Source organism: Kordia sp. (genome assembly GCF_045105435.1).
GTDB lineage: Bacteria > Bacteroidota > Bacteroidia > Flavobacteriales > Flavobacteriaceae > Kordia.
In genome coordinates this window covers 1-8318 of record NZ_JBGCDL010000134.1, presented here as the reverse complement: position 1 = coordinate 8318, position 8318 = coordinate 1, and the positions used below count along the sequence as shown (strand labels likewise).

Sequence of the window (8318 nt, the reverse complement as noted above, 5' to 3'; positions counted from 1 at the left end):
CTACTACTAATTGGATAACATTTCAAATATTAAAAACGACGTTTCAAGCAAAAGGACTATTTTAGAAGCAAGAATAAAGCAATATTTGTGTCATAATTAATACGAACTATCTAATTATCTCATCATGAAAAAGACACTTTTTATACTAAGTTTATTCCTGTTTTTACAACTATCAGCACAAGAAACCTTAAGCGCTACGGAATGGCAAGAAGATCTTCGTTTTTTACAAAATACGATACACAAAAAGTATGCATTCCTTTTTGTAAAAACAACTAAAGAAACTTTTGATGCTGAAGTAGAAACACTTTACAAAGAAATTCCGAATTTAGAACAGCATGAGATTATTGTGGAAATGACTAAAATTATTTCTTCCTTTAAATACGGACATACTGGAATTTATTTTGATTACAATCCAATAAAGTTTCATTCATATCCTTTTAACTTGTATGCGTTTAGTGATGGTATTTTTATTCAAGGCGTTTCTAAAGAATATAAAAAAGCATTAGGAGCAAAGGTGTTGAAGATTAATGAAATTCCGATTGAAGAAGCATTAAAAAAAATATATCCAGTAGTAAATGCTGAAAACAGTCAGTTTTTTAAGGCTTTCGGAATAAATTTTTTAAATATTCCTGAAGTTCTTCACGCTCAGAAAATCACCAATAAACTGCAAAAATCGGTAACACTTACATTGGAAAAAAACGGAACAACGTTTACACAAACATTTAATGTTTTAACAAAAGGAGAAACGGTACCGACAAAATATAGTTACGTACAGGAGAAAGATAATTGGTTAGATGCAAGAAATCAATCAACAACTCCTTTGTATTTAAAGCATCTTGATAAGATTTATTTTTCTGAATACTTAGCAAAAGAAAAGGTTTTGTATGTAAGACATAGCCAAATAGGAAATGCTCCAGAAGAAACTACGGAAGAATTTTACAACCGAATTTTTAATTTTATTGACACCAATGATGTTGAGAAATTAGTGGTAGATGTTCGTTTGAATGGCGGCGGAAATAACTACTTAAATAAATCAATTATTACAGGTATTCTTGAAACAAAAAAGATTAATAAAATTGGCCGTTTATATGTTATTATTGGTCGACGCACGTTCTCCGCTTGTCAGAATTTAGTGAATGAATTAGACAATTACACCAATGCTATTTTTGTGGGTGAACCTACAGCCGAAAACGTAAATTTTTGGGGCGATGCACGTCCAGAAACACTACCAAATAGTAGCATTCCTGTATTTTTATCGTATGCTTGGTGGCAAGATAAACCGGCTTGGGAAAATGCAGAATGGTTAGCGCCACATATTCCTGCAACGATGAGTTATGAAGAATATGCATCAAATCAAGATCCCATACTTACTGCTGCATTGACTTTTAAGAGTGGAGATGATTTTAAAAGAGATCCAATGCAATACATTACGGATTTGTTTACTACTGGGAAAGTACAAGAATTGACGCAAGCATTGCCTAAAATGATTCAAGATCCAAGATACAGTTTTTGCGATTTTGAAACAGAACTAAACACTAGAGGATTACTCTTGTTAAACAGTGGTCGAACTCAAGAAGTTCAGGCTTCAATTCAAGTATTTTCAATGATTTCACAGTTGTTTCCTACTTCTGCAATAACCTATAAAAATTTAGGTCATGCTTATGTAAAATTGGGCAATACTCAAAAAGCAACAGCATTATTGAATAAGGCAATTTCTTTGGATTTGGATGGAGAGATAGGCAAAGCTGCTAAACATATACTTTTGGAAATAACGAATTAAGTTATAGTTTAATTAGGAACTCATAAACGCTTGATTGTTTTTATAAAAATTAACATGAAGCATTTATGAGTTCCAACTAAATAATTAAGATTAGATCATAAAAGTAAAGCTTCTCGTGTTTTTAAAACCTAGCGCGATCGTTTTTGATGTTTCTCTAAAAATTGTGTTATTCTTTGTTGGCAGTCAATATATTTTTTCTCTTTCTTTTTTAGCAAATATCTATATTCACCGAGAATATTACTGAATTTTTGTGTTTCAAAAACTTCTCGTTTGGGAGTCACAAATGTATATATTTGAATATTGGCTTTTAGGTAATTAAAATATTGATTAAAACCATCAAGTGCTTTATTTTGAACGATATCAGTTGCATCATAATTACCATAAAGTGATACAATATCTTTGCGTTCGTCAAACTTAAGAATACTAATATCAGAATTTGCAAGTGTCTTATATGCAATTGTTTGGATGTTAAAAAATCCAGAATCATCCATCAGTTTTAGTGTAAGATGATAAATTATATTGATATCTTCTTTCTGTTGAATCTTACTTTTAAGCGCATCTAATGTTTTCAAGCTTTCTAAAACAGAATTTTGAGCTTCTTTAAGTTTTTCTTGATTGATTAAAGTCTCTTCAATTACATATTCCCTATGATTATTTAGTGTTTTTTTCTGTTTACTAACTTCAGAATAGGTATTCAATTGAAAACCTACAAATATGCTTATTCCAACCGTTAAGAAATCGAGTGCATGTTTAAGCCAATTTATTTTTCTCTTCATTATTGGGGAAATTAATCGCTGTCATTTGATTGCTAAATTCACTAGCTAAATGACATTACAAATAGCTAGAAATTAAATTTACTGAATTCTATATAAATCACGATCACTTTTATAAAAAAAAAGTATTTCTTTACTAGAGGTAATCAATTGTGAAAGCTTTATAACCTGTTCTGTATTTAGAAATAAAAATACTTTTAAACTTCTCTATAAGTTCATTTTGGAGTTTCATAATCTTTAGTAAATAGAATAGACTATAAAAGAGAATTTAAGTAACTTGGTGTTTTATTTAATTACTTAAACAAAATACGTTACATGTCTTATTCCCAAAGTCTTTTAGAATTTATTGATCAAAGTTCAACTTCATTCCATGCGGTAGAAAACTTAAAAAACGAATTATTCAAACAAAATTATAAAGAATTAAAGGAAGAAGCCAACTGGTCGTTAGAAAAAGGAGGAAAGTATTTTGTAACAAGAGCCGAAGGATCAATTATTATATTCAAAACACCAAAAAAATGGACAAGTAACTATGCATTTTCTATTATTGGAGCACATACCGATTCGCCATGTCTGAGAATAAAAAATAATCCTATTTCAACAAAAGAAGGCTATCAATTATTAAATATTGAAATATATGGTGGTGTATTATTAACGAGTTGGTTTGATAAAGACCTGTATTTTGGTGGGCGAATAATTATTGAAAATGAAAATGGTGAGTTAGCACAAAAAATAATTAAAATAGAAAAACGACTACGCATACCGCGCTTGGCAATACATTTAGATAGAGCCGTAAATAAGGAAGGATTTAAACCAAATCCACAAGAGCATATGTTTCCTGTTATCGGACTTGAAAAAGACCTGCAATTTGAAGATTGGATTAAAAAAGAAACAGGAGTTTCTGGAACGATACTCAGTTGGGATTTATTTTTGTTTGATGCTGAAAAATCGAGTTTAGGAGGAATCAATAAAGAGTTTATTTTTGCGCCTAGATTAGATAATTTAGCCAGCGTTCACGCATCATTTGAGGCTTTAAAAATAGCTGATACTGAAAATAACAATGTACAAATGGCTGTCTATTTTCAACACGAAGAAATTGGTTCTGAATCGCAAAACGGAGCAAATTCTAACTTTTTAGAAGCTACTTTAAAACGTATTCATGGTCATATTTCTTTAAACGAAGAAACCTATTTTCAAACCGTAGCACGTTCATTTTTTATATCAGCAGATATGGCGCATGCGGTACATCCAAATTATGCTGAGAAACATGATAGCAATCACAAACCACACATTGGTGCTGGACCCGTAATAAAAAGTAATGCTAATATGCGTTATGCAACCGATGCTTTTTCGATAGCCAAATTTAAGCAATGGTGTACGAAGGCAAATATTCCTTTTCAAGATTTTTGTAGCCGTAACGATATTGGCTGCGGATCTACCATTGGACCTATGACTGCAGCTAAAATAGGGATTCCAACGATAGATGTTGGAAATCCAATGTTATCCATGCATAGTATTAGAGAAATGTGCGGCGTTAAAGATCATGATGCTATCATAAAGGTATTTGCTGAATTTTACAAAAGCTAAAAGACAAGAATGAGTATTAAAAAGATTCTTCGCAAAAAATATAAAACATTAGCTTGTTACTTATTTTGTTATAATAATACGTTTGTTGCCTATTAGTTCGGTAAAATTAAAAGTTATACAATGTAGAAAGACTTATATCGCTTTAAAAAAGTATAAAAAGTGTAGGCGAGAAGCAGCCTGAATATTGACAAACTAAGTATGCATTGTATCGTTCAAAAAAGAGGCTGTCTGGAAAGTTTCAAAAGGCGTCATTCTGGTCTTGATCCAGTATCTCATAAAGCTGATTTTCAACTGTTATACGAAACCGAATCAAGTTCGGTTTGACGAAATTATTACTTTTTAGACAGCCTCGTTTAAATTAGTTCGGATAAACAATCTAATTTTCGATGATTATTTTTTTCTTAAAACTCTTAGAATTATTGAATTTTATGGCCACTACATAAATACCCGAACTTAATGATTGTGTATTTAGTGTATAACTTTCATTGACTTGCAATTTGTTCTCCGTAATTACTTTTTTTCCAAGCATATCATAGAGTACAATTTCATTAAACGCATGACGTTCAGGGTTGCGTATAATAAGTTGTCCGTTTATATTATTTTGATACGCTTGAATATTGGTCACAACAATATCATCTATACTTAAAGAATTTGGAGATGCGAATACAATTTCAAATCTACTATCATATGTTCCTTGTGGCAAGCCTATTTCAAAAAAGTTGGTTCTTAAATCGGTATAGGTGTCCGTTTCTTTATCATGCAAGTAAATAGGTTGATTGTTATCAAAATTTTGAATATCAAAAGCTCGAACACGAATGGTATGATTGGTTCCTAAATTTACATGTAACGGAATTTTTCTGACCATATTAAAAGAAAGTGCTTGTGCAACATAAGGTTCATTTTCAAGCACCCAAAAAGCATCGCTAGAAACGTCAGAAGGACTTTTAGATTCTAATCCGTAATCAAAACCATCTGTAGCTTCGGTATCATGAAAAGTTTGCACTAACTGACGTGTGTATAAATCGTTAAAATCTATATTTAATCGGAAACGTTTGTATTCAGCAGGAATCTGATCGTAATAGATTGTATTTTCTGTACTTACAGTAGTTTCGTTTGTATTGTTGTTTTCGATTAAATTGATATCGTTTGGATTCGTAGGTCTAAAAAATTCGCTATCAGCATCCGATTGTTTGTAATATTCACGATGTGTATTTTTTGCACGAACGGTTCCTGTAGTAGTTGCGCTTCCTTCAACCATAAATCCTTGCCCTGTGGGAATATATCTTCGCGCTTGTTTACCGCTTGTACTGCTTGATCCTGTAGTGTTTAGCGTTCCATCACTATTGTAAGTGTCAAAAGTAGCAGGAACAAAAGTTTCAACAGTTCCAGCACTATTAATGGTATATGTAGCGTATCCACCAACATAATCAGCTACGTAATGTGATAACACACTCAAATCTTGTTCCCAATAATATAATGTTCCAGTAATGGCTGCACTATTATCTGAATCATGAATAAAATCAACTACATCCATAGCTGATGGATATGGATTTCCTATTAATGTCCACACATCAGCATTTACCGAATTACTGATCGTTCCATTGTTTGGTTTTCCTCTAAAATCGTATAATTGATTGTTGCTTGAACCACTAGTTCCTTTCATTGTAAAACCTAATCCTGGAGCAATATTGCCCGTGTCTTGTCTATGAAACCAATCGCTATATTGATCAGAATTTTCAAAAGTAAAGATCCAATAACTTGCTATCGTAAGTGGGGAAGAAGTACCGTTATAATCTGTGAAACTTATGGTATTGCTAGTAATAAGTCCAGTTACATCGTAAAATTGAGTTGCTTTGAAATTTTCATTTCCTAATACTGGAGAATTATTTCCAACTGGAGAACACCAATAATTATATGCATAATCGTGTGTAGTTCCGTTTTGATATATACTAAGTTGTCCTAAACCAGAGTTTCCTGTAGTTCCTGTACCTTGTAATAATTGCGCATCATTTCGTAAATGCAGTTTGCTATCAGTTTCTTGAAGGTTCACATTGTCTTCTACAAAGAAAATACCATCTTTAACAAAAAGATAATTGTCATTTCTAACACTTAATTGAGCCAAAGCCGAATGTAAAGTAAACATACAAAATACTATAAAAAGGCACAGCGGTTTTATGTGGTTCTCTTTTAAAAGAATTAAAGTTTTTATTTTAAACATAATTGCAATTATAAAATCTAAAAAAATGTAACTATTTTATGAAGTATCTATATTTATTATAAATATTAAATATAGCTTTTTAATCAAAAAAATAATGCTTTAAATTAGATATTATATCTGTAAATCGCTTAAAAACATATTATTACGATAATATGCAAGTTTCACTTCACTTTTAGAGGTAAAATAGGTGTTATTTATACCATTTTTGATTTGATAAAAAGACGGAAAATTATAAGTGGCGGAGTATTGACAAGAATGGTCTTACAAGGCTTAATTTAATACCTTCTTTTTGTGTAGAGAAAATACGTCTAATAGACTAGCAGAGTATTCCATATGTTTGCGTTTTTATTGCAGAATTTCTTTTTTACAGTGAAACATTACTTTTGTTAAATGCTTGCCCCATAAAAACAGGTGCACTGTAGCATTCACATATTGTCTTATTTTTCTAAGATTTTTTTAACCATTTCTTTTAATTCTTTTAGTTGCTGTTCTAAATCTTTTATTTGCGTTTGTTGTTCTTGAATTGCTTTCGTTAATACTGGAATCAACTCTGTTTGTTTCATTCCAATGTATTTTTCATCAAAATCAACCACAATAACTTCGTCAGTAACTTTCGTATCTTTTAAAGCTTGTTTTACTTCTTGCGCTATAAAACCATACGTTTTTTGCTCATTTTTGGCATTGTTATAGATAAACTCTACTGGGTTTAGCTTTGAAACAAAATCCAATCCGACTGGAATATCTTTTATGCCGTGTTTTAAATTTCTATCTGAAATGGTTGTCCAAGTAGAAGCATACATTCTGTATACATTATTGCTACTATTTCCAACCGTTACTTCATTACTTACAGTGTCGGCACTTGGTGAAGCACTTGTTCCAATTCCTATATTATTACTACCTGTAGTTCTTCTTAATGCTCTATAACCCATAGCAACATTATCGTTTCCATTGATGTTAAATGACAATGCATCAGTTCCATAGACTGAATTTTTACTTCCTTCTGTATTGCTAGACATTGCATTATTTCCACTAGATGTATTTTGTTCTCCTGTTGTATTTCTAAACATCGATGCAAAACCAACTGACGTATTATTATCACCTTCGGTGCTTACAGTAAGTGACCTAGCACCTACAGCTACATTACCTGTACCTGATGTATTTCGTTGTAATGATACGGCTCCAACTGCTGTATTAAATGTTCCTTCGGTGTTTGCTGTCATAGTTCCAGAACCAACAGAGACATTGAAACTACCTGTGGTATTTGCTCTTAAAGTCTGATATCCTAATGCCGTATTAGAACGTCCTGTTAAATTTTCTCTTAATGCTAAATGTCCTACTCCAGTATTTTCACTTCCACTTGTATTGGCACGTAATGCCTGAAATCCTATTGCTACAGTATTTCTTACTGATTCAGTAGAAGCTAATGTTTCATAACCAATGGCTACATTATCTCTAGCTGTTAAGCTGGCTGTCAATGCTCTATATCCAACAGCAGTATTACTACGCCCACTTGTATTAGTGTTTAACGCATGATAACCAATACCGACATTGCTATTACTAGTATTATCTTTTAATGCTTGATAACCTAAGGCAGTATTATAGCGTCCAGTTTGATTGGCATTTAATGCTTCATAACCTACACCAGTATTCTCTCTACCTGTAGAATTTGTTCTTAATGCATGATAGCCAATTCCAACATTTTTTCTATTATTACTATCATCATTAATACCTGCTTCCAAACCTAAAAAAATAGAAGAACCATTGCTACTTCCGTCATCATCACTTTTTCCATCCGTTAAATCATTTATCTTTTCAATACTCTTTCCTATAGGTAACCAATTAGTTGTACTATGATTCCAATAATAAAAACCAGGAGTATCTGTGCCATCTATTGTTGTAAGATATACGAGCATTGCATCTTGTTCAATAGTTGGATTTGTAGCAGGAAAGGCATCTACTTTGG

At 31.8% G+C, this 8318-nt stretch carries 5 protein-coding genes; 2 read left to right on the top strand and 3 right to left on the bottom strand.

Features of this window, described 5'->3' with window-relative positions; genetic code table 11:
* Positions 1 to 124 precede the first annotated feature (124 nt).
* Positions 125 to 1780, top strand: a complete 1656-nt coding sequence (locus AB8B65_RS06900; protein ID WP_405300137.1) for a hypothetical protein — start codon at positions 125 to 127, stop codon at positions 1778 to 1780.
* 128 nt (positions 1781 to 1908) lie between these two features.
* On the opposite strand, the gene AB8B65_RS06895 is transcribed toward AB8B65_RS06900, so the two are convergent.
* Positions 1909 to 2556 (bottom strand): hypothetical protein, encoded by a 648-nt coding sequence (locus AB8B65_RS06895; RefSeq protein ID WP_405300136.1) that lies wholly within the window; start codon positions 2554 to 2556, stop codon positions 1909 to 1911.
* A gap of 312 nt (positions 2557 to 2868) precedes the next feature.
* Between AB8B65_RS06895 and AB8B65_RS06890 the strand changes: the two genes are divergently transcribed.
* The gene (locus tag AB8B65_RS06890; protein WP_405300135.1) at positions 2869 to 4137 is read left to right on the top strand and encodes a M18 family aminopeptidase; all 1269 of its coding nucleotides are present in this window, start codon (positions 2869 to 2871) and stop codon (positions 4135 to 4137) included.
* Positions 4138 to 4513: 376 nt separating this feature from the next.
* On the opposite strand, the gene AB8B65_RS06885 is transcribed toward AB8B65_RS06890, so the two are convergent.
* Both AB8B65_RS06885 and AB8B65_RS06880 read right to left on the bottom strand, forming a co-directional pair.
* Entirely contained in the window at positions 4514 to 6280 is a 1767-nt protein-coding gene (locus AB8B65_RS06885) for a T9SS type A sorting domain-containing protein (RefSeq protein WP_405300134.1), read from the bottom strand.
* A gap of 512 nt (positions 6281 to 6792) precedes the next feature.
* Positions 6793 to 8318 (bottom strand): tail fiber domain-containing protein (locus tag AB8B65_RS06880; RefSeq protein ID WP_405300133.1); only part of this gene is annotated, 1526 nt, incomplete at its 5' end.

What these genes read in the sequence shown, in the direction of transcription:
- AB8B65_RS06900 (WP_405300137.1), top strand. Translation starts at nt 125, where the DNA reads ATGAAAAAGACACTTTTTATACTAAGTTTATTCCTGTTTTTACAACTA.
- AB8B65_RS06895 (WP_405300136.1), bottom strand. Translation starts at nt 2,556, where the DNA reads ATGAAGAGAAAAATAAATTGGCTTAAACATGCACTCGATTTCTTAACG.
- AB8B65_RS06890 (WP_405300135.1), top strand. Translation starts at nt 2,869, where the DNA reads ATGTCTTATTCCCAAAGTCTTTTAGAATTTATTGATCAAAGTTCAACT.
- AB8B65_RS06885 (WP_405300134.1), bottom strand. Translation starts at nt 6,280, where the DNA reads ATGTTTACTTTACATTCGGCTTTGGCTCAATTAAGTGTTAGAAATGAC.